Raw genomic sequence first — 19,590 nt, 5'->3', positions numbered from 1 at the left:
TGTTCGCTCTCCTTGCTGTATTACCACCACTGGAAGGCTGTGGCGATTTTGGTAGCGAACCTTACGGCATGGGCGAAAAGCAGTCATCCTCGTGCTGATAACTGGATCGGTAGATGACTTGATTGGACGCTTACCTATTTCTGACCGATTGCTGCACCCTGGCAAAATCGTACGCAATACCTTGCTTAAAGAGCCAGCAACTCAACGCTCGAGCCTGTCGTCACTCTCCTCCGACATTTTGGTACTCGCTTTCATCGCAGATAGCGTCCGCTTGGCAGCAGCGATGACAAGGCGCCATTGAGGGAGCGCAATTGCCGCAGCGTCGTTCTCTATGAGTTCAGGTGTTGCTTCGCAAAAATCCTCGATGGCTGCGCTTACATTTACCAAAAAAACGCTCTGCATTGGAGTGAACCCCTGATCGACGAAGTATCCTTTTGGCGACGGAGTTGGCACCCAATCTTCCCATGAATTGATTAACTCATTCATACCACACCGAGGTGGCTCATTCTCGCACTCAATCAGCCACTCAAGTAGCTCGACAATTCGTTTTCGTATTCGTTGGTAGACAAGCTGTCTGGTCATAATTTCACGTCTGGTTGAATCGTCATCCGCCCCTAATGAGGACAATTTTAGCCTTAATCCAGTGCCCGCCCCTGGTCAAAAACGGGCCTAACCTAGGAGGCCGTCAGCTCAGTTGAACAGGCCGAGATATGTGATGGTTGCAGTGCTCTCCGGCAAGCGCACCAGCGGCTCTACTTGGGTAGAAGTCGAACGACGGTCACCCCAGATGGCATTCGAACCCACCATTATAAAATGCGTGAACTCTCCTACCCTAGAGCTGACCAACGCTCTCTCGGACTGACTGCGGATTTGCGCTATGACGTCTTCTGGGGTGCCGATTAGCTCAACGAAGTCTGAATCCATATAGAACCCAAGTTCTTCCGCTAGTCGCCAGATTGGATTGCGGTCTTCCCACGAAATGTACTCGGCTTCGCTTGTGCTTTCAGGGGGCTCTGGCTCCCACTGCTCAAACACAAATTTCTGCGCATCGGATTCAGTGACGAAATTGGCACCGAAGAGATGGAAGGGCCAGCAGCCATCTTGCATGACACGATCTCGATTGTTGAAGAGTCGTCAGAATCGTACCTGATTAAAATCGGAGGAGCAGCTTGTCAGGGAAGCCCGAAGGGCAAAGATGCTCACAATCCAACCTCATCATTGTGACCAGGCTGAAAGCTGCCAATACGTCCCGGTGCATTAGGCTGCCCCTCAAGCGTCGAGAGGAGCGATCTGAAACGCAGGGTGATATCACTGGAGTATCATCATTCTCTATGACCCAGCCGCACCGCACAAAAGGACTTCGCCATGCACCAAGTTATCAGCGCAGCTTACTACCGACCTAGATTCGCCAGTAGCGCTTGCGCATGGTTAATGATTGACGGCATTGGCATTGAGCAATGGCTGTCCACTCATCTCGAATGGTCAGACGTCGCAAGCCTTGGTCTTTCTCTGATCTGGCTTATCGACGAAGACGAAGACGCTCTTGCGAACCGTCGCATCATCCCGGCGGAGGATGGAAGCTCCACAATCGTGCCGTTGCTGGTCTGTAGCGATGACATGAATTTCGACTGTATCGTCTTGGTCGCTGAGCAGGTAATCGAAGGTGACACCGTACACTGGCGGCGCTTTGGTCGTAGTATTTCGGACAAACTGGAAGTTGGAATCTCGACAAAATGGATTGCGGAGAGCAAGCCGATAAGCTTTGCGTTGGAGGACTTCCAAAACGCATTGGAGCAGTTCACTCAGCTGTCGAAGACGAAGCCAGACAACCATAGCGATGCACCCTTAAGCCCTCAATAGCCTAGCTTACGTTGCATCATTCTTATCGCTATCCGGCCCACTACCATGCTGAAATGTTGCGAGCACGTAGCCCGAATTAACAGTGGTCATACATGCTTCCAGAGGACACGCTGGAGCAGCCATCCTAGTAGAATTCGTCGATCTGATTACCGCCCCCTTTGAGATGTTCTATGAGCTCTGAATTAACTGAAGAAGAAATGCGTCGTGCGCTATTCGGTACGCCTCAGCCCGAAGACCAGGTGTCTGCGCCTCAAGTACAGGAGCCTGAGCCAGAAATGGTACCTACAAAGCCAGCAGAAGCTCCCCAAGTGAAGAAGAAAGTGGCGAAAGCATTTACGCCAAGGCTGAGGGTCACGTTACGTGTTGGAAACGAGTTTGAAGGGAAAATGATCGAATTGATTCACGAGGCTGATACGTTGAGCTCGTTGCTTGCTGAGCAAGAGGCTGTGAAGGCTGCTAGGAAGAAGTACAAGTACGTGGATGTCGTATCGGTTAAATCGATGTAGACGACGCCACTGGGCCGATGAGCTCTCTATCGCTAACGAGCGCGCCCCTTGGCTATGCGCTCTATCTGCATCAACTCGGTGGAGTTGTCGACGAACAGCCCGTCACTTGAGGGTAAGTCTGGCAAACCTGCATTATTTTGTTTTTGGGCTCAAAGCCATGATCAATCATGCAACGCTGCACTTCTGCAGTGCGCCCGATGCTTGCGACGTCCAGATTCGACCCTAGTGGTTTCGCATAGCCGCACGCATACATCACCGGCAGGGCTTCACTATCATTTGCTACATTGAATGAGAAATGGAGTGATGCTCCCGCTTTACGCCATGAGACCTGCATACGTTCATCCCGGCCTGAATTAGGCTTGATTGGGTGAAATGCTTCGTCTTCGACAAACGGTAACGCTTCGAGCTGGGACAAGCTGAGCGGCCTCCCCTGCCTTTCTTCAACACAGGCCGGCATATTCTTCATTATGTCGCAGTATTCAAAGCCGTCTTTTCGAGTAAAACCGAGACGCTGCATGCACTGAAAGTGGATTATTTGTTCGTTTATTGGGAAATGGTTTTGTGGCCCTGCTACAGGGTCGCCACATTCTGCCATTGCGGCTTTGACGCCTTCTACAGAGGTCGAAGCACGTTTCCATTGGGTGAAAGACGCCGGTGGCGGGCAGCCGGTGAGTAAGAGTACCGATGAGATCAGGACTGGGATGGTGATGATCTGAGATTTGCTGAACATATTTTGTCCTTAATTTATGCCAGGCTACGCCAATGGCGTCCAAGTCTTCGGGGCGAATAATCCCACCATATGACTCCTACAGTACCAGCCGCTACCTGGGCGGTCTCAGGTATGCCGGGTGTCAAAACTGGTGGTTGATCTAAGCGATGTCCGTTCTTAATGAAATCTCATAAGCGCTACTCATGGAAAGGCTTAAGTACACCACGGCAGAGTGTTTACTGAAGAATTTGCGGCAAATTGGAGAATTTTCCGAAGGCGTGCTTTCGCTTTTGAAGACTCTGGTGGCTGACAGGTGATGGGTATTTAGGATGAAGTGTCCGGCGCTGGGGAGAAGTAGCTCTCAGGACAGCCACTGTAACTGCCAGGCAGGCCAGGGCGATGCGCCGGCTGCACGACGAAGGTGGATCAGCGATGAAGATAGTTGGTGGTTCTTGTGCTGCTCCAATCGTGACCACCATGGAGGTGATGACGACTGGCATTGAGATAACGCTCGCCATCCTGATTCACGATGATGTGGTCATCAACTACACGCTCAGCGAAGGCTCTGCTTCGAGTACGACTACTGGAACAACTTGTGCCGGATCAAAGCGTTGGGGCGACTGGAGTAATAGCTTGGAAACCGACGGTTACTGACGTCATGAAACAAAGAAATGACGTCATAGAATCGTCATTTTCGAGTGCTGATCGCCGCACTTTTAAAGGTAAATCGACGGTAAGGACGGAAAGTATTACAAGTTGTTTCGGCTGTTATGGCTCTTAGCCCCCGATTTAGAAGGCCTGGGCATCCATACAGCATCAAAATGGATCCACATTGCAATTTAAATACACGTTATCCACAGCCTTGTAATCTTGCAAAGTAAAATCGACCACACTATCTTGTAGCTACACCAGAGAAGCACATCTATATGTAGTGTTTTTCGAGTGAGCTGAGGATTCAGTAAAGACAGCAGGTATGCGTGCGAAGTTTGGTCGCCGAGCACACATACCTGCCTACCCTGAGCCAATGCGAACATCGGTGGGATGCGCATTAGAGAAAAATCCGACTTTGGATGTCAACTATCCGGCTTGGTTTTCCGCTCAAGGGCTGCTCCTGCTTACGCAATTTTTATGTAAATACAGGAGCACCTAACCGTGCCTAAAAATACTAAACAAACCTCGACTCCCTTGGCCAGCCTGGCTTCCAAAATCCTGCGTAGCGACAGCTCCTCCGCGATTCAGAAAGAATTGGCGGGATCAGCTATGGCCCAAGCCTCCAGCGGTAAACAAACTGGTGCTGATATGGAAACCAAAGCAAGCCACGTCCTCGACAGCAACAAATACAACGCCACCACCAAGACCCTCGCGGCCTCGGTACTCGCTCAATCGAATAAACAGCGGGGTGAGTGAGATGGCTCAGTATTACGTTAACCGCAATGCCCAAAACAATGGCGATCATGAAGTGCATACCAGTTCATGCATTTTCTTGCCGGCACTGCAGAACCGCCTCGATTTGGGCCAACACAGCAGCTGTGTGACTGCCGTGCGTCAGGCTCGCAACACATACCCGCAGTCGAACGGCTGCCGGACGTGCTCCTCGGTGTGCCACACCCAGTAGGAAGAGGCTAGAGGTTAGGTTTCTCGCTCTTGGGTGAGCCGGCTGCTGGATGGGCTGGCCCCCACTCTTCGAGTGTGAGTTATCTAGGAGTTTGTACTATGAGCTATTTGGTCTATTGCACGTTTGATTTGAAGAACGCCTCTTCGAAGGACTACGAAAGCGCCTATGCAGATCTTCAGCGGATCGGCCTAGCAAAGGTGGTTAAGGCAGACGAGGGGCAGCATGTAGTCATTCCCACCACCTCTACGATGGGTTTCTTTAACGGCACCAGCGCAGTTGCTGTACGAAACGATGTCCGTAATTCGGTACAAGCTGCCTTCCGAGCGCGACTTTTGAAGTCTGAGATCTTCATTGTGGTAGGTGGTGACTGGGCGTGGGGCGCAGGTACGACCTAAAGGATTACTGTTTTCGACGACAGTTCTCTCAGAGGGTCTTTGGCGGGTTTTCTAGCCGAAGTGTTCCCTTCCGAGCTATTCATAAATCATAAGTTCTGAGGGTATCAGCCATGCATCCCATGCACCGAAGCGAAGCTGACGTCATTGATGATTTAGCAGCTCTGGCGGCCAAGCCAGGGTACGCTCATGCCATTGCTGGCATCTGTTATCGCGACAACTTAGTGTCTTTTCAAGGTGAGCATAAGTCTTCTGATATTGAGCATCTCTTCGACCGCAAAAGGCTCAATCGGAATGAAATAACTACGATCTTGGGGTTGATGTCGCGTCAACCTCTAGATCTAACTGAAGTTGATGAAGCCACGCTGAGAAGCTACGCCTCGCGTACTGATGAGTTGATGAGTGAGCTTCACGACGCAATGACCGGCCTTATGATCGGCGAGCTTATGCCTCAAGCTCAGCAAGGCATCGCCATGAGTGACATTTGGAAAGGCGCCATGATGAAGGAGCCGATTTTCTATGGCACCGAGTCAGCTTACAGCTTCCAGTATCGAGATTTTTTTGCTGAGAAACATGCCCAGGATGATGACTGGTTGGTTCGGGCCATGGCGTTTAGCAGTGCACAGGCTTTGCAAGTGGCGAGTGCAATGTGTTCATTGATGGACGTCAGGGCGACCAAAGGAGCGCAAGTAGGTGGCGGAGCCAAGATAGGGGAGCTACCTGCAGCATCGGTGCTGGCACTCTTCGAGTTCACCGCACAAGAGATCGCTGCGCGTTCTGGTCAAGAGCTCGCTGTTGTTGAAGCCGTTTTCAAAGCTCTAACCTTCAGTGGCGATAATGGCCAATTTAATGAAGTGGGAGACTTTAATCAGGTAGCTGCAACCCCACTGCTGCCGACAGGGCGGGATTCGGTCTTACTGTTCTCTCATTACGCGATCTATGAAGCGCTGTACGAGTCACCTTTCTTCTGGATGCACCAGGATAAAGCTTACAGACAACAAGCGTCCGACAATCGAGGCGCATTCACTGAACAATTCTCCCAGCGTCGCCTGGCAGCGGTTTTCGGAAAAGCGAATGTTCACACAAACGTCAATCTCTACGAGGGCAAACGGATTGTCGCCGAGGCGGACGTTCTGGTCATCTTTGGTGACCGAGTTATCATCGTTCAGGCAAAAGCCAAAAAGTTAACTCTTGCTGCCCGCAAAGGTAGCGACGGACAGATCAAGGCTGATTTTGCCGCAGCGATTCAAAAGGCCTACGACCAAGGGGCTGAGTGTGCGGCGGCCATCCTCTCAGGCAAATGTCGCTTAGAAAATGATAGTGGCCAAGCTGTCGTGCTCCCGGAGACGATCAAGGAGATCTATCCATTCTGCGTGGTATCCGACCACTACCCCGCATTGGCGTTTCAAGTCAGCCAGTACCTCAAATATTCTGCCGATGAGATCATCCGTCCCCCTTTCGTGATGGACGTTTTCCTGCTGGATGTCCTAGCAGAAATGCTGGATACGCCATTGCGCTTCATTAGTTACGTCCGTATGCGGCTAGAGTCGGCACAAAAATTGATGATGGGGCATGAGCTCACCGCTCTTGCGTACCACCTTCGATGCAACCTCTTTCTCGACGAGCAATACAATATAGTGATGCTGGAAGACTCAATCGCAGCCGACCTAGATACGGCCATGACTGTTCGGCGTGAAGGCCTTCCTGGCCAGTGTGTGCCGCCAGGAATTTTGACCAAGATGAAGGGCACATACTACGAGCGATTGATTGAGCAGATAGAGCGCCGCCCCCATCCAGCGGTACTAGAATTGGGCTTCACGCTTCTTTCCATGGACGGAGACTCATGTAATACGGTTCATCGGGCTATTGATGGGCTGACCAAGATGGGAAAGATGGATGGTCAGCGACATGACTTCGTACTTGGGATGACTGAACCAGGTACTGGCATCTGTTTCCACTGCAACCCGACGCCTAGTGAAGCAGCCGTCAGAACCTTGGAACTCCATTGTGCGAAACGCAAATACGCTCAGCGAACCGCGAACTGGTTTGGAGTTTCAGTGGGGCTTCAAGGGGAGATTCAATTCGGTATCACGCTCGATTTTCCGTGGGAGCAATCGTCAGAAATGGATGAGTTGACGAAGGCAATGAAGCCATCTTCATCGCTGGGCTCGGCAATGAAAATGGTCGAGAGAGCATTGGTTCCAAAGAGACATGGGCGCAACGACCAATGTCCTTGTGGAAGCGGCTCAAAATACAAGAGGTGCTGCCTATAAAAGCGCTCATTGACTGCCTAAAGCAAGCAGAGCGCGCCGGCCCTCTGGGGCCAAAGGCTTGAGAATGAAAGCCCATAGGGCCAAAACCTGGTGCAGTCAGGGTTTGGTAACGCCAGCCAGCCCCCAACTGGGGCAAGCCCAAAACGGAAGGGATGTGAATAGCTATCGATTACGAAACAGGAAGGTCATCAACACCTGATGCAATACAGATCGTTTCGCCCGCTCTCATCAACATTCTCGACATACAATCTCCGGATCCTTTAGTCATAGTCCGATGATAGGAGGCACGCCTTATTGCAGCAGGTTCGGGGATAGATGATGCTGACCACTAGACAGTCGTAGGTATTGGCGGAGGCTTGCACGTCCATTATCCCGTTGGAACGTTGCTAGTACATAACGCGAATTCACGGTTGTCATCACCCAAAATCGCCCTTCACGTTCGACTTTCAGAACATCAGAAGTGCGGATCAAATGGCCGTCGCCGAACCGCCCATACTGGTCTTTCCGCTTGTGGCCAAAAACAACACCGATACCTGCACGCGACCTGATGGAAACTCCACAAAGGTAGGCGGTGACAGGCATATCAAAACCTTGCTCCTGAGCTTTTAAGATTCGCTTCAGATCGAAATCTGTATGGCGCTTTCCGTGAAAATTTACATCTATGGTGTCGAGCATCGCTGCGCTCCGGTTGCGTTCTGTATGGAGTTATCAGGAATTTCGCACGCAACCAGAGGCGCTGGTTTCGTGGGAAATTACTGGTAAATTTCAGGCTGATCGAATCATGCTTGAGAGAAAGACGGGCCTCAGGTTGGCCAGCCCTTCAATCTTGAAGTCTCGCTGGTGTGAGGTGTGATACACCGCTCCCTTGGCCACTTCCAGCAAGCAAACCTCAGAACCAGACCCGTCCTCCCCAACGGACACTTTGGTTAACCGCTCCATCTGCCAGCCCCCGGACTTATTCATCCAAGATGGCGTCACAGCCATAATCTCGGTAATAGCTAAATCCGCACCCTGGCTTACCAACATTTTTTGAAGCTGATGGGTGTCGTCAATCATCATCGCGCACTCGCTGAACCGACCCTCGTTTTCGACGCTAAGGGTTAAGTGGTACCAAGCCGTTCGGAGCAGCCTTGAGACTCCGCGCCAATGGGACACGCCCTCCCCGAACATTCCTGGGACGCCTATCAGGTCGCTGTCTAAGGTTCTGAACATGTGTCGCCTCAAGCTGCTGGAGCACGTCAGTTGCCCAGCAGAAACGGTGGGTAATCAGAAAAGGGAAAATATCGCTTCGATAGAAGCAGATTTACGATGGCCTGGGCCCAGCAGCACGTAGACGGAATTCCGAGTTTCGAACAGAAAACCGTCGTTGAACGCAGTCCCCATACTCGACCTGACCCAGTGGCCAGGCTCGAAACGCCTCTGCTCATCCTCCACAACTTTGTGGGCAAACATAAACATTGGCTGGCAGCCTGCGGCGGTTACTTTGGCTCGCTCTTCGTCGGTGACGACGGCGTCTAGGATGATCCACTCCTCGACGGCGCATAGGGGCATCCATCTGTAGCGCTTTCTGGCCAACGCCAGCGCTTCGTCAAGGGTAAGTTCGGAACCTTGCAGCTCAATACCCTCCTCCCCCAGCAAACCATGCTCCTTGGGACTAACCACCCATCACCGCCTATCTCGACAATATTCGTAAATTAAAGCGCCTTCAGGAGCAAAGCGCCACCTATACAAATATATATGTTTGTGTGGCGGCAGGCAAACACGGCATACCGTCTGCTTTTATGGGGATCATTGGATGTCTCTGCGCCACTCCTACGCGGCAGTGCTTCGACTGCTACGCACTCAGAAAGGGCTGCTCCAGGCAAACCTCGCTGGCTCACTGACGCAAGCAAACATAAGTAACCTCGAACTCGCCAAGAATTCAGCCACAGTCGATATGAGCGTTCAGATCGCTGCTGCCCTCAAAGTAGAGCCCATCACTCTTCTCGCACTTGCTGTCGCATCTCACGAAAAACGCACAGTGCGTGAGGTTCTCCTGGCTTCTCTGGCCGAAGTCGAAACCCTGAGTCTCGCAGACGTTCAACTGCCCACCGAACCTCAGCCTCTGACGACAGCGGTGGTGAAAGAGGCTCGCAAAAAATGGGTGGCGGTTCAGGATCTGAAAGCGCGAGGATTTAGTCAGTCGCAGGCAGCGAAGGAGCTCGGAATTCCGGGATCCACACTACGCCGGCTTTGGAATCGAAAATCCGACGGCTGAGTTTCTGTTTGTTAGATGATGGTGGTGGTGGAATCAGTAGCCGCTTCACCATCATTTCCTCAGGAACGAATAGGGGCATAGTCAGGTTGCGTCGACCGAAACTCGCATTCTCATCAGGTGGAATTGGGGACATTTTCAGGCGACGTAGGCAGGGTTCACCTAGATAAATCTGTGCGGACGGAGTGGAAAGCGCTGGCAGAGATATGAACAGATGCGGGAGTCGGATGGGCTCATTTTTGAACGGACGTACATCCGGATCCGAATACAGCCCTACCGTTCGTCGGATATAAATTCGGCTGCGCTGAAGGGTCAAAATGTCAACGTTGACAAGATTTTGGTGATTTATATGACACGTTAAACCCGACTAAAACCATTGATTTTTCTAGGTTTTATGTATTCTCAGTACAGATGTCAATGCGGTGTCTTATCGGATAAGCAAGTCAATGGCGACCGTAACAACTTCAGTTTTGGCTGGCTGCCGGCGCAACGCGGGCAGTACGGCTCATGCCTGACCCAGGTCGATTTCAAGGCCAAAAAAGTCATGCCCCGCCCGTCTATTCGCGGAATGATCGCCCGAACGTATTTTTACATGAGCAAACAATACGGCTTGCGCCTGTCAAAACAGGACCGCCAGCTGTATGAAGCCTGGAACAAGACCTATCCGGTGCAACCCTGGGAGCGCCAGCGCAACCAGACTGTGGCGTGTGTGATGGGGCGCGGTAACGAGTTCGTCGGCCCGGTAAACCTGAAGACCTGCGGTTGAGCGTGGGCGGAGTTGCCGCCCACCCTGCCGGTTATTGCGCGACCTTGTGCTCGATAACCTCTGATTCGGTATCGTTTTTCTTGGCCCGTGCGAGCTTTTCGGTCAGCAGCGCCTGCTTGGCTTCAGCCTCGGCCTTGCTCGCGAACGGGCCTAGATACACCTCGTCCTTGCCGTCTGTTTTGACGATATAGAAGTTGAAACCATGTTCGAGCAACCAGGCAGTCAGGTCGGTGATTGCTTGCAGCTTATGGTCCGGCGGGCCTACCCACACATCCCATTCCTGAGCGGCAATCGCCCCGGTTTGTGGCTGGCTCTCGGTCACGGCAGGCTTGGCCTTGGGGGCGTCAACCGGTTTACCTTCACCGCAACCGGCCAACGCCAACACCGCAATTGCCATCGCTACTTTACGCACAGCCCTGCTCCTTTAAGGATAAAGAGGCAACTTTATCATTCACTGTCTATTCTGGCCGTCATAAACGTTGGCTTAAACAATGCGAATGATGTATCGCAGACCTGTATGATGCCGCCATGGGAATTAATGTCGCCTCTATGCGTCCTAAAAGAGGCAGTCACAGGGAAGCGCTTAGCAGTAAGCTACACACATCCGACACCTGCCCTGTCTGAAACATGTGTCCTTAAAAGTAATCAAGGAGAAGTCCATGCTGATACTCACCCGCAAAGTTGGTGAAAGCATAAACATCGGTGATGACATCACGATCACCATCCTGGGCGTCAGCGGCCAGCAAGTACGAATCGGCATCAACGCACCCAAGGACGTTGCCGTGCATCGCGAGGAGATCTACCAGCGCATTCAGGCTGGCCTGACAGCTCCGGACAAAAACCAGACTCCTTGACGCCTCACTCAGTAGCCAGCCTTTTCGTTCATTGTGATGGCTGGCGAAAACCCTTCCGCCCACTCGCGCTTCCTGCATGATCGGCGTGCTTTATGCTTTCAGCTACGCTGCAAGATAAAACTGTCTTGGCGACTGGAACTTGTTGCGTAATTCGCGGCCGAATCCACTGACTATAACCCTACCATCAGTGTGCGTTCAGGAGCACGTCGATGAGACCGATTGCAAAACAACCGCTTGCCTCCAAGTCTTGGGGGATCGCCCTGCTGATAGGGCTGGCCTTCGTGGTGCTGGGATATGGCGTGAAGTTCGAGATCGAAACAGTCAGTGACCCCGGCAAGCGTTCGTCGATGGAACTTACACTCTTCTTGTGCGGCTACCTGTTCGTGTTCTGCCTGCAGCCTATCCAGAAAGCCATTTTGCGCAAATTATGCCAGCGCGCCGCGCAACGTGAGCACCCGAAAACCGCACGTTGATGGCGGCTAATCTGCTATTAGATCGCCGGTATTTACAGGTCGGCGGCAGGATCTATGCTTGGGCTTGCACGGTTTCTGAAAGGCATTGACGCAGATGGATACCCTCAGCAAATCTCAAATCGAAGCGGCCCTGGCGGCGCGTTTGCCCAGCTATGCGATCACCTGTACGTTACACGCTGACGGCACCCTTTCCGCCATCCTTAGTGGTCCGGAAACCGACCATTTCGCGATTACCGGCATCGTGCGCGCGCACTACCATGGCCCCGAGGCGATTGCCCGGCTTGCCAATGAAATCCTCAGGGAAATGGTGCTTTCGCGCCAAGGCATCAAGAGCAGCCGACTGCAGGCGCCACCCGACTCGCCTTCCTGCGCACAAAGCCGAGACCAATAACGGGCTCGGCTTTTTCGTTTCAGTCTTCCAGGCGCTGCAAGCGTAACGTGCCCTCTGCATCGCGCAGAACCTGCAGCGGCTGATAGTCGTTAATGCAGGCATGCGCCGTGACGATCGGCGTCAGGTGTGTATTGGTTACAACCAGCACATCCGCGCCGGCCGCCTCCCCGGCGCGAATCCCCACCGAAGCGTCTTCGAACACCAGGCAATCCTGCACCGGCACACCCAGACGCTGGGCGCCCAGCACGTAACAGGCGGGATCGGGCTTGCCGCTGGCAACGTCCTCGGCCGTCACCAGCACGGCTGGGGGCGTAATACCGGCCGCAGCCAGGCGTCGTAGCGCGAGCGCCTTGGGCGCAGACGTGACCAGTGCCCATTGATCGCCAGGCACGCTATTCAGAAACCCGACAGCACCGGGAATCGCCACCACGCCTTCGACGTCGTTGATTTCGGCCTCGGTAATCCACTGTGCTTCAACTTCGGGGTCCACGCCTGGCAGTGCCTGGCGAGTAATAGTGTCAATGGCGCGTGCGCCATGAATGGTGGTCAGGAACGCCGCCACCTCCAGACCGTGGCGTTCAGCCCAGATGCTCCACACGCGCTCGGCGGCGGCAATGGAGTTGAGCAGGGTGCCATCCATATCAAACAGGAAGGCGCGATAACGTTGGGTGAATACGGCTGGACCTCGAATGGACACTGCGTGGCTTCCTCATAGGCGGTAACAAATAATCGGCCCGATGCAATCTACGGGTCACCTCCTCGCTTGTAAACGCCAGCGGTATCTGGCGGCCCCTGCGATTGAATGACAGGTTTGTAATGAGCCTGTAAGGCTTGTCAGCACCCTCGCTTCATACAGTGGCGTCGTCAGTCACCCACACCGGGTGGCACAACTTCCCACTGATGATGAAGGGCCGCACGATGAAACCTGCCAGCAAACTCTGCCTGATCGCCGCCAGCCTGTTGATGCTGGGCACCGGCACCGCCATGGCCGGCACTGTCGCGCCGATCAAGACCAACAATGTGGTGTTGGTGCACGGGTCCTGGGCTGACGGCTCGAGCTGGTCCGAGGTGATCACGCGCCTGCAGGCCGCCGGGCTGCATGTGACCGCCGTACAAAACCCACTGACTTCGGTGGCCGATGACGTCGCTGCCACCAACCGCGTGCTGGACCAACAGGACGGCCCTACCGTGCTGGTCGGTCACTCCTACGCCGGCACCGTGGTCAGCGACGCCGGGGCGAACCCCAAGGTCAGCTCACTGGTGTACGTGGCCGCCCGTGCACCGGACGCCAACGAAGACTTCGTCGCCCTGTCTGCCAAATACCCCAGCACGCCGGTGCGCGCCGGTGTCGTCGAGCACGACGGTTACCTGACGCTGAACCAGGACGCCTTCCTCAAGTACTTCGCCGCTGACGTGCCGCGCGCCAAAGCCCTGCAGCTGTTCGCCGTACAACAGCCGATCGCCAAGACCCTCTTCAACGGCCGCACGGTGAATGCCGCCTGGCACACCAAGCCGTCCTGGTACGCAGTGTCGAGCAATGACCAGACCATCAACCCGGACCTGGAGCGTTTTCTGGCCAAGCGCATGAACGCGACCACCATCGAACTGCCGTCGAGCCACTTGTCACTGGTGTCCCACGCCAAGGCAATCACTGACCTGATCCTCGAAGCGTCCGGCCGCCAGCCTTAAACCACGCATTACAAACTTGTCATCATCCTGTTGGCTGGCTGTTTGGGGTGCCTGGTTACTGTGAACTCACTGCCAGCCCCGGCAGCCAACCCTTAAAGAGAGCTACTGCCATGAAACTGTTTATCCTGGGCTTTGCCGCTTTGCTTGCTACCGGCTCTGCGTTCGCTGCCGACACCGCCCCTGACGCTAACGTGATCCACGACAAAACCGGCTTCTTCGTGCACCTGGACGTGGCTAAAGTGCTGTCGAGCACCGACACCTACGGCCAATGCGGGATCGTCCCGGCGCAACTCAAATACCTCGACTCCCAAGACCGTGAACACGTGCTGGACTACCAGGTGCAAGGCATCGGTTGCCCCAGTGACAATTGATCCGGCTACACTTGCGCAACGCAGCGAACCAGGGCACTTCCCATGAACATCCTCGTAGTCGAAGACGAACCCAAGGCCGGCAATTACCTGCTCAATGGCCTGCAGGAACTGGGTTACTCGGTGAGCCTTGCCCGCGACGGCGTAGACGGCTTGCACCAAGCGCTGGAAACGCCCTTCGACGTCATCGTGCTGGATGTGATGATGCCGAAAATGGACGGCTGGGAAGTGCTGCGCCGCCTGCGCAAAGAGGCTGACACGCCGGTGCTGTTCCTCACTGCCCGCGATGACATCGCCGACCGCATCAAGGGCCTGGAACTGGGCGCCGACGACTACCTGATCAAGCCCTTCTCCTTCGCCGAACTAGTCGCGCGCTTGCGTACCCTGACGCGTCGCGGCCCGAGTCGCGAAGAAGAGCAACTGCACATCGCCGACCTGCAGATCGACGTGCTCAAACGCCGCGTCACCCGCGGCGGCACGCGCATTACATTGACCAACAAGGAGTTCGCCCTGCTGCACCTGTTCGCCACCCACCAGGACCAGGTGTTATCACGCTCGATGATTGCTTCGCGGGTCTGGGACATGAATTTCGACAGCGACACCAATGTGGTCGACGTCGCCGTGCGGCGCCTGCGCCTGAAAATCGACGACCCATTCCAGCTCAAATTGATCCACAGCGTGCGGGGCATCGGCTACCGCTTCGACACCCAGCCATGAACCCTCGCCGCCATTATTCGCTGACCCTGCGCCTGGCGCTGATCTTCGCCCTGCTCGCCTTCGCGCTGCTCGCCACCTTGGGCGTTGCGTTGTACCGCGAGCTTGAGCGTGAACTGATCAAGCGTGACGACGCCGCACTGATTTATCGCGCCGACCAGTTGCGCAACCTGCTCAAGGACAGCAACACCCTGGACCTGATCAAGACCAAGCCAGAGCTGTTCCAGAACATGCTGGGCAACAGCGAGTCGGTGCTGAGCATCGCGGCGCCGGGGCAAAAGCCGTTGCTGCTGGTAAACCCGGGCAACATTGCAATGCCAGATGTGCCGCCCGTGCCCACCAACCGTGAACTGGGCTTTGCCGACGTGCACCATTTACCCGGTATCAATGGCGTGCCTTTCGCCACCGTGGCCGCGTCCATCGACTCGGGCGACCTGGGCAGCCTGCAAGTCACCACCGGGCGCCTGATGACCGAACGCACGGCGATGCTCGCCAGCTATCGCTTGAGCGTGTTTATCCTCGCCAGCATCGCCGCGGTCATTCTCGCCATCGTCAGCTACCTGCTGGTGCACCGCGGGCTGGTGCCACTGCGGCGCCTGGCCGTGCACACCCAGGGTATCGGCGTGGGCAACCTGGCCGAACGCCTCGACAGCCACGGCGCGCCCAAAGAGCTGCTGCCAATGATCGACGCCTTCAATACCATGCTTGAACGGTTGGCCAAGGGCTTTGTACAACTGAGCCAGGTATCCACCGACATGGCCCACGAGCTGCGCACGCCGATCAACAACTTGCTGGGGGAAACCCAGGTCGCCCTGCAACAGAGCCGTAACATTGAGAGCTACCAGCAACTGCTGGCGTCCAATGTCGAAGAACTCGAACGCCTGGCACGAATGCTCGACAACATGCTGTTCCTCGCCCGTACCGACCCGGCCAGCGCACTGCGCCAACGCCAGGAACTGAGTGCGGCGGATGAAGTGGAGCGTATAGCCGACTACTTCGAAGGGTTGGCGAGCGATGTGGATATTCACATTCAGGCCGAGGGCGAAGGCCTGATCTGGGCCGAGCCGATGCTGTTGCGCCGCGCCTTGGCAAATTTGTGTGCAAACGCCATCAAGTACGGCGCACCCAGTTCGCAGTTGCTGATTCAGGCCATTCCAGACGCCGAGGGCATCAACTTGCGCGTCAGCAACCAGGGGCAGACGATTCCCGCCGAGCATTTGCCGCGCCTGTTCGAGCGTTTTTACCGGGTGGATGAGTCACGGGAACGCTCGGCCCAGTCCAATGGGCTGGGGCTGTCGATTGTGGCGACCATCATGCAGCTGCACAACGGCCGCTACCGGGTCACCAGTGAGGCCGGAGTGACCTGTTTTGAGTTGTTTTTCCCCAGGCGCGAAGCCTGAACACCGCGAGCCGGGTCAACTGACCTGGCCACCGGCCTGCACCACATCAACCTGTGTGTTCCATGCCACCTGCACCGCCAGGCGCAAGCCTTCTAAGGTTGTCACCAATGGCATCGATGCCAGCCCAGTCCCCACCACCTGCTCCGGCAAGTTCGGCACATGGATGAACCCACTGCGAACGTCCGTGCCGGCCAGCGCGTGCTGCAACAGATAAAACACCTGATTACACACAAACGTACCCGCGGTCTGCGAAACCGCCGCAGGCACCCCGGCCTCGCGCAACGCCTTGACCATGGCCTTGATCGGCAGTGTGCTGAAGTACGCGGCCGGCCCATCGACCACCACCGGCGTATCGACGGGTTGCGCACCCAGGTTGTCAGGGATGCGCGCGTCGTTAACGTTGATCGCCACCCGCTCCATGGAAATGCTGTCGCGCCCAGGCCCAAGCCCCGTGGCGATCACCATCGCCGGGCGCAATTGGGTGATCCACTCAGCCAGGCACTCCTCCACCAAGGCAAATGCACAAGGCAGTCGGCGCGCAACAATCTGCACACCCTCACCCAAAAGCATCCCATCCAACTGGCGCACGGCCTCCCAGGACGGGTTTACCGAGTCTTGATCAAAGGGCTCGAAGCCCATCAACAGTAACGTTTTCATCCTCGCCTCACATCAACAGGTAGAGCAGCACAATATTGACCACCAGCATCATCAATGCCGTGGGCAATTGCGCCTTGATGACCGCGTTCTTGTCCGGCAACTCCAGCAAGGCTGCCGGAACTATATTGAAGTTGGCCGCCATCGGCGTCATCAACGTGCCGCAATAGCCGGAGAACATGCCAATCGCCGCCATTACCGCCGGGTTGCCGCCGTAGATGCCCACCAGCACCGGCACGCCGACACCGCCGGTCATCACCGGGAACGCCGCAAAACCATTGCCCATGATCACGGTAAACAGCGCCATGCCCAATACATACACCATCACCGCCACCAGCTTGAAATCCAGGTTGATATAGGTGGTGGTGACATGGGCAACCGCTGTGCCGACCCCGGCTTCATTGAACAGCAAGCCGAGCATGGCGAGCATTTGCGGCAGCACCATGGCCCAGCCCAAGGCTTCGGTCAGGCGTCGGGATTCACGCAAGGCTTGCACCGGTGTGTCGCGGGTCAACCAACAGGCCAGGCCGAGGGCGATCAGGCAACCGATGCCCAGGGAGACAAAAGTGGTGTTTTTCGGGTCCAGCAATGGCACGCCGCCGATTTCGGTGTGCTTGAGCAATACCGAGCCAATCACGGTGGTCAGCGGAATGGCCAACGCCGGGATAAACAGCTTGTGGCCAAGCCGACCGGCACTGGCGCGGGCAGACTTGTCATGCAACTGGGCATGCGCGCCACGCCCCACGCCGCCCAAACCTGCGATCAACGCCATCACCACCACGCCAACGCCGATAACCACCGGCGGCAAACGCTCCCCGACCAGGAACGGAATGGCAAACAGCAACCAGAATGCCGCGCTGGACCAGCGCTTGGGATGGGTACGATCCAGCAGGATCATGCCTGCGGTAATCAACAGCAGAATGCCGGCCAGCCAGTACAGGTACTCGATGGAGATAATCATTGCGCAGACTCCACCGGCGTCGCGACGGGCGTCATGTCGCGGGTAAGCCTTCGGTCGAACCGGTGCAGGCGAATCGCATGGATGATAAACGCACAAATCGCCGTCGGAATGCCCCACACCGCAATGTGCAACGGCTCCACATCAATCCCCGAACCGAGCAGGAAGGTGTGCATCAGCGCAATCGCACCAAAGGCAACAAAGATGTCTTCACCGAAAAACAGCCCGACGTTATCGGTCGCCGCACACATGGCCAACACCTTGTGGCGCAGTTTGTCCGGCAGTTTGCCGTAGCGTTTTTCCGCTGCGCCTTCGGCCATCGGCGCCAACAACGGCCGCACCATCTGCGGATGCCCGCCCAGGCTGGTGAGGCCCATGGCGGCCGTGGACTCGCGCACGAACAGGTAGATGATCAACAAGCGCCCGACGGTGGCGCGCTCGAAGCGAGCGATCCAGTTCTGCGCATGCAGGCGCAGGCCATGGCGCTCCAGCAGGCCAATAACGGCCAGGGGCAGCAACAGGATCAATTGCAGGGCGCGGGTCTGAAGGAAGCCTTCGCCCATGCTGGCGAGGATTTTTTCCAGCGGGAAGTGGGCGGCAAGCCCGGTGGCAATGGCTGCGGCGGTCACCACCAGCAACGGATTGAAGCGCAGGACAAAGCCAACCACGATGACAAGTACGCCGATCAACGGCCATAGGTTCACAACAGTTTGCATGACGATTAAGTCCTAGAATGCGCGCTGCGGCGCCATGACGGCAGGATGTGAACAAAGGGTTCACAGCATGAAAGTGGCGTGCAGCCCGACGTGGTTTTTTATTGTTGACCTGGGAGGTCGAGCGTCAGTGGCGGCAACTGTGCTGCTTGGGGGCGGGAGGTGTCCAACAAGAAAAATTGTTGCTGCAAACCAATAAATTTTGTCGGTGATGGGCGCCGGGTGGCCCGGCGCTTTGAGGGAGTTCAGCTCAAGCGCTTGTGGAAAAAATGGCGTTTATGGCCCGGCGGAAAATCAGCAATGTGGCCAAATTCAGTGAAGCCCTGCTTGCGATAAAACCCGGGCGCCTGGAAGCTGAAAGTGTCCAGCCAGATGCCCTCGCATCCGCGTTCACGGGCCAAGTCTTCAGCCGCGCGCATTAATCGCGTGCCCGTGCCTTGGGTGCGCATCTGGTCGGGAATGCTCAACAGCTCAATGAACAACCACCCGAAGGAAATCTCCCCGTAAAGACCGCCCACTACTTCTTGAGAAGCGGGATCACGCAGCAAAATACCGACCGTTTCGGACGGCATCTGGCCGGTGTGGCTGCGGTTGAAAGCCCGCAGCGGCTTGAGAATGGCCTCGCGCTCCTGCGCCGTCACGTCGAACGATACTTCCATTGCCAATTCCATTACGGACTCCATGGGTTGAATTCAATCGCTCCTCAGTATGCCTTGGGCGCACCAAACCTGAGTGGATCTGCGCCAGTTTCATTAACCCAGCGGCGCTCAATCACCTTAAGTCGTCTCGACAGCATGGATCTCGTTCCAGACCTATACTCAATACAGTGTTGCGCGGTCCTGCGCAGCGCTCAGCGCAGTATTGCCGATGGAGGCAGCCGCTATGTACGCCGGACAAACGAGTATGGCGACAACAAATGGTGAGATACGGTGCCAGATGTTTGCACAGATTATCTGCCTGTTATCGGTGGCTACGCTGTTCTGCTAGCAGTTCTCAGCGCA

General features: G+C 55.5%; 26 protein-coding genes and 1 pseudogene. 15 read left to right on the top strand and 12 right to left on the bottom strand.

From position 1 onward, the window contains the following. Window positions 1-201 precede the first annotated feature (201 nt). On the bottom strand, window positions 202-486 hold the full coding sequence (locus GIW28_RS11420; RefSeq protein WP_236446449.1) for a hypothetical protein: 285 nt from the start codon (window positions 484-486) through the stop codon (window positions 202-204). A gap of 204 nt (window positions 487-690) precedes the next feature. Further along, window positions 691-1,107 carry a hypothetical protein gene (locus GIW28_RS11415; protein WP_236446451.1) on the bottom strand — a complete coding sequence of 139 codons (417 nt, stop codon included), beginning with the start codon at window positions 1,105-1,107 and terminating at the stop codon, window positions 691-693. 258 nt (window positions 1,108-1,365) lie between these two features. Here GIW28_RS11415 and GIW28_RS11410 point away from each other — a divergent pair, with 258 nt between their 5' ends. Both GIW28_RS11410 and GIW28_RS11405 read left to right on the top strand, forming a co-directional pair. Further along, on the top strand, window positions 1,366-1,860 hold the full coding sequence (locus GIW28_RS11410; RefSeq protein WP_236446454.1) for a hypothetical protein: 495 nt from the start codon (window positions 1,366-1,368) through the stop codon (window positions 1,858-1,860). Window positions 1,861-2,030: 170 nt separating this feature from the next. After that, window positions 2,031-2,366 carry a hypothetical protein gene (locus tag GIW28_RS11405; RefSeq protein WP_065926142.1) on the top strand — a complete coding sequence of 112 codons (336 nt, stop codon included), beginning with the start codon at window positions 2,031-2,033 and terminating at the stop codon, window positions 2,364-2,366. Window positions 2,367-2,436: 70 nt separating this feature from the next. On the opposite strand, the gene GIW28_RS11400 is transcribed toward GIW28_RS11405, so the two are convergent. Then, entirely contained in the window at window positions 2,437-3,096 is a 660-nt protein-coding gene (locus GIW28_RS11400; RefSeq protein WP_236446455.1) for a hypothetical protein, read from the bottom strand. A gap of 378 nt (window positions 3,097-3,474) precedes the next feature. Between GIW28_RS11400 and GIW28_RS11395 the strand changes: the two genes are divergently transcribed. From GIW28_RS11395 to GIW28_RS11380, 4 genes are all read left to right on the top strand, one after another. Then, complete coding sequence (locus GIW28_RS11395; protein ID WP_236446458.1) at window positions 3,475-3,729, top strand: hypothetical protein; 255 nt, start codon at window positions 3,475-3,477, stop codon at window positions 3,727-3,729. Window positions 3,730-4,227: 498 nt separating this feature from the next. Continuing rightward, on the top strand, window positions 4,228-4,482 hold the full coding sequence (locus GIW28_RS11390) for a hypothetical protein (protein WP_236446460.1): 255 nt from the start codon (window positions 4,228-4,230) through the stop codon (window positions 4,480-4,482). Window positions 4,483-4,788: 306 nt separating this feature from the next. Further along, window positions 4,789-5,085: a hypothetical protein gene (locus GIW28_RS11385; RefSeq protein ID WP_032900667.1), complete on the top strand. Its 297-nt coding sequence runs from the start codon at window positions 4,789-4,791 to the stop codon at window positions 5,083-5,085. Between the two features lie 110 nt (window positions 5,086-5,195). Further along, complete coding sequence (locus GIW28_RS11380) at window positions 5,196-7,355, top strand: YecA family protein (RefSeq protein ID WP_236446461.1); 2,160 nt, start codon at window positions 5,196-5,198, stop codon at window positions 7,353-7,355. Window positions 7,356-7,646: 291 nt separating this feature from the next. On the opposite strand, the gene GIW28_RS11375 is transcribed toward GIW28_RS11380, so the two are convergent. From GIW28_RS11375 to GIW28_RS11365, 3 genes are all read right to left on the bottom strand, one after another. Further along, entirely contained in the window at window positions 7,647-8,030 is a 384-nt protein-coding gene (locus GIW28_RS11375) for a hypothetical protein (RefSeq protein ID WP_236446462.1), read from the bottom strand. A gap of 90 nt (window positions 8,031-8,120) precedes the next feature. Further along, the gene (locus GIW28_RS11370) at window positions 8,121-8,414 is read right to left on the bottom strand and encodes a hypothetical protein (RefSeq protein WP_236446464.1); all 294 of its coding nucleotides are present in this window, start codon (window positions 8,412-8,414) and stop codon (window positions 8,121-8,123) included. Between the two features lie 207 nt (window positions 8,415-8,621). Then, window positions 8,622-8,993 (bottom strand): DUF6957 family protein, encoded by a 372-nt coding sequence (locus GIW28_RS11365; RefSeq protein WP_236446466.1) that lies wholly within the window; start codon window positions 8,991-8,993, stop codon window positions 8,622-8,624. Window positions 8,994-9,150: 157 nt separating this feature from the next. Here GIW28_RS11365 and GIW28_RS11360 point away from each other — a divergent pair, with 157 nt between their 5' ends. Next, on the top strand, window positions 9,151-9,612 hold the full coding sequence (locus tag GIW28_RS11360; protein ID WP_236446467.1) for a helix-turn-helix domain-containing protein: 462 nt from the start codon (window positions 9,151-9,153) through the stop codon (window positions 9,610-9,612). A gap of 436 nt (window positions 9,613-10,048) precedes the next feature. Beyond that, window positions 10,049-10,375 (top strand): annotated as a pseudogene (locus GIW28_RS11355) (endonuclease); the annotation flags it as partial. Window positions 10,376-10,406: 31 nt separating this feature from the next. On the opposite strand, the gene GIW28_RS11350 reads toward GIW28_RS11355, so the two are convergent. Continuing rightward, window positions 10,407-10,772: an SPOR domain-containing protein gene (locus GIW28_RS11350; RefSeq protein ID WP_017138764.1), complete on the bottom strand. Its 366-nt coding sequence runs from the start codon at window positions 10,770-10,772 to the stop codon at window positions 10,407-10,409. Between the two features lie 262 nt (window positions 10,773-11,034). Between GIW28_RS11350 and csrA the strand changes: the two genes are divergently transcribed. From csrA to GIW28_RS11335, 3 genes are all read left to right on the top strand, one after another. Continuing rightward, window positions 11,035-11,229 carry a carbon storage regulator CsrA gene (csrA, locus tag GIW28_RS11345; RefSeq protein ID WP_003192511.1) on the top strand — a complete coding sequence of 65 codons (195 nt, stop codon included), beginning with the start codon at window positions 11,035-11,037 and terminating at the stop codon, window positions 11,227-11,229. Window positions 11,230-11,438: 209 nt separating this feature from the next. Further along, window positions 11,439-11,702, top strand: coding sequence for a hypothetical protein (locus GIW28_RS11340; RefSeq protein WP_017138763.1), 264 nt, complete (start codon window positions 11,439-11,441; stop codon window positions 11,700-11,702). Between the two features lie 94 nt (window positions 11,703-11,796). Then, window positions 11,797-12,093: a hypothetical protein gene (locus tag GIW28_RS11335; protein ID WP_017138762.1), complete on the top strand. Its 297-nt coding sequence runs from the start codon at window positions 11,797-11,799 to the stop codon at window positions 12,091-12,093. A 19-nt stretch (window positions 12,094-12,112) separates the two neighbouring features. On the opposite strand, the gene GIW28_RS11330 is transcribed toward GIW28_RS11335, so the two are convergent. Further along, window positions 12,113-12,790 carry an HAD-IA family hydrolase gene (locus GIW28_RS11330; RefSeq protein ID WP_099549912.1) on the bottom strand — a complete coding sequence of 226 codons (678 nt, stop codon included), beginning with the start codon at window positions 12,788-12,790 and terminating at the stop codon, window positions 12,113-12,115. A 221-nt stretch (window positions 12,791-13,011) separates the two neighbouring features. Between GIW28_RS11330 and GIW28_RS11325 the strand changes: the two genes are divergently transcribed. The 4 genes from GIW28_RS11325 to GIW28_RS11310 all read left to right on the top strand — a co-directional run bounded on the left by GIW28_RS11325 (window position 13,012) and on the right by GIW28_RS11310 (window position 16,264). Beyond that, window positions 13,012-13,782, top strand: a complete 771-nt coding sequence (locus GIW28_RS11325) for an alpha/beta fold hydrolase (protein WP_236447876.1) — start codon at window positions 13,012-13,014, stop codon at window positions 13,780-13,782. Between the two features lie 110 nt (window positions 13,783-13,892). After that, window positions 13,893-14,153 carry a DUF2790 domain-containing protein gene (locus GIW28_RS11320; RefSeq protein WP_058419832.1) on the top strand — a complete coding sequence of 87 codons (261 nt, stop codon included), beginning with the start codon at window positions 13,893-13,895 and terminating at the stop codon, window positions 14,151-14,153. A 42-nt stretch (window positions 14,154-14,195) separates the two neighbouring features. After that, window positions 14,196-14,867, top strand: a complete 672-nt coding sequence (locus GIW28_RS11315; RefSeq protein WP_017138758.1) for a heavy metal response regulator transcription factor — start codon at window positions 14,196-14,198, stop codon at window positions 14,865-14,867. Next, on the top strand, window positions 14,864-16,264 hold the full coding sequence (locus GIW28_RS11310; RefSeq protein WP_170037997.1) for a heavy metal sensor histidine kinase: 1,401 nt from the start codon (window positions 14,864-14,866) through the stop codon (window positions 16,262-16,264). Before GIW28_RS11315 ends, GIW28_RS11310 begins: the two co-directional genes overlap by 4 nt. A 15-nt stretch (window positions 16,265-16,279) precedes the next feature. Here GIW28_RS11310 and pcp read toward each other — a convergent pair whose 3' ends face one another. From pcp to GIW28_RS11290, 4 genes are all read right to left on the bottom strand, one after another. Further along, the gene (gene pcp, locus GIW28_RS11305; protein ID WP_236447875.1) at window positions 16,280-16,921 is read right to left on the bottom strand and encodes a pyroglutamyl-peptidase I; all 642 of its coding nucleotides are present in this window, start codon (window positions 16,919-16,921) and stop codon (window positions 16,280-16,282) included. A 7-nt stretch (window positions 16,922-16,928) separates the two neighbouring features. After that, window positions 16,929-17,879 carry a DUF979 domain-containing protein gene (locus GIW28_RS11300; protein WP_236447874.1) on the bottom strand — a complete coding sequence of 317 codons (951 nt, stop codon included), beginning with the start codon at window positions 17,877-17,879 and terminating at the stop codon, window positions 16,929-16,931. Beyond that, complete coding sequence (locus GIW28_RS11295; protein WP_236447873.1) at window positions 17,876-18,592, bottom strand: DUF969 domain-containing protein; 717 nt, start codon at window positions 18,590-18,592, stop codon at window positions 17,876-17,878. The genes GIW28_RS11300 and GIW28_RS11295 overlap by 4 nt, the downstream gene beginning before the upstream one ends. A 242-nt stretch (window positions 18,593-18,834) precedes the next feature. Further along, complete coding sequence (locus GIW28_RS11290) at window positions 18,835-19,260, bottom strand: GNAT family N-acetyltransferase (RefSeq protein ID WP_017138753.1); 426 nt, start codon at window positions 19,258-19,260, stop codon at window positions 18,835-18,837. Window positions 19,261-19,590 lie beyond the last annotated feature (330 nt).

The organism is Pseudomonas sp. PA-5-4B (genome assembly GCF_021606215.1).
Classification (GTDB): Bacteria; Pseudomonadota; Gammaproteobacteria; order Pseudomonadales; family Pseudomonadaceae; genus Aquipseudomonas; species Aquipseudomonas edaphica.
Note: the sequence above shows the minus strand (reverse complement) of the source record. Positions and strands in the feature narration are given on the sequence as shown.